Below are 1139 nucleotides of genomic sequence, written 5' to 3'. Positions count from 1 at the left end.
GATGATCCATTAATTACCAATATGGCGTTACAATCTGACTTGGGATGGAATCAATATGGTACGAGAGACACCTTTAATAACGAGAATGAAGGTTTTACTGAGCGCGGGGCAGGTATAGCAGGACTAGCAGAGATTAATGCCTATGAAATGACGGCTGATTCAACGGTTTTAGCTCACCTTAATGAGCGAATTAACTCTCTGAAAGATATGCAGCAAACTGAAAAAACCTGGGATGTAGAAAATGGTTGGACACCGAAAAGTGGTGGCTTTACTCATAATATCGATGTTCACGAAGGTGTGCATAATGAGGGGAGTGCACCATTAGGTGATAGTAGCTCTAGAGGCTTCTCAGCATGGATGACTGAGAATATCGTAGATTTCCTCTGGCAAGCTTACTGGATAACAGGAAATACCGATGCGCCAGAAATGCTAAGACGCATCGCGTCTGCAGTTGAAAATTATGGCTTTACCTCGAATTACAATTCAGAGCTAGGACAGTATGTAAGGAAGGAGGGTTTTACCGGGTATAATAAAACTAAGAGCTGTAATACTACCGGTGCCGAAACAGACTTAGTTTACATGGCGAGTGCTCATGCCCCGTTATCATCTCGGATTAGTGATGACTGGTGGCCCTATTACTCTGATACACATAATATTGAAACAGTTTTGACTCTCGGTGCAGGTTACTACTTTGAAACCGATGAGGCTAAAAAGGTTCAGCTTTCTACTCGAATCGGTAAGATTATCGAAGGCTGGGTAAACCCGAACTGCGCAGAGGTCTTTAGCAATGTTTATAGGCTTTTCAATTGGCAGCATCGTTCTAACTCTGTTCGTACATGGCAGTGGGTTGCAGAGCAAAGTGGCGTAGAGGTTGTGACTCCAGCACAAAGTTTACCACTGGCTCCAGGTTTATTTGTGGCTCGAATAGTTAGTACAGGTGGTACGGATTCTGGCAGCACAGGTGGTACAGATTCCGGCAGCACAGGTGGTACAGATTCCGGCAGTACAGGTGGTACAGATTCTGGCAGTGCAGGTGGCGATTTCATCCCTGTTTTTGTAGCTTCGGCATCTTGCTCGGCTGGGGATGATCCTCACTGGCAATGTGGTGGTCAGTGGAGCGATATTCAGAATGTCGCTGA

1 protein-coding gene is annotated in these 1139 nt (G+C 45.3%); it reads left to right on the top strand.

The genetic code is table 11. From position 1 onward, the window contains the following. Positions 1-21 precede the first annotated feature (21 nt). A partial coding sequence (locus A3735_RS29525) for a hypothetical protein (protein WP_197485735.1) occupies positions 22-1139 on the top strand: 1118 nt, incomplete at its 3' end.

The sequence above is a fragment of the Oleiphilus sp. HI0061 genome (assembly GCF_001635675.1).
Note: the sequence above shows the minus strand (reverse complement) of the source record. Positions and strands in the feature narration are given on the sequence as shown.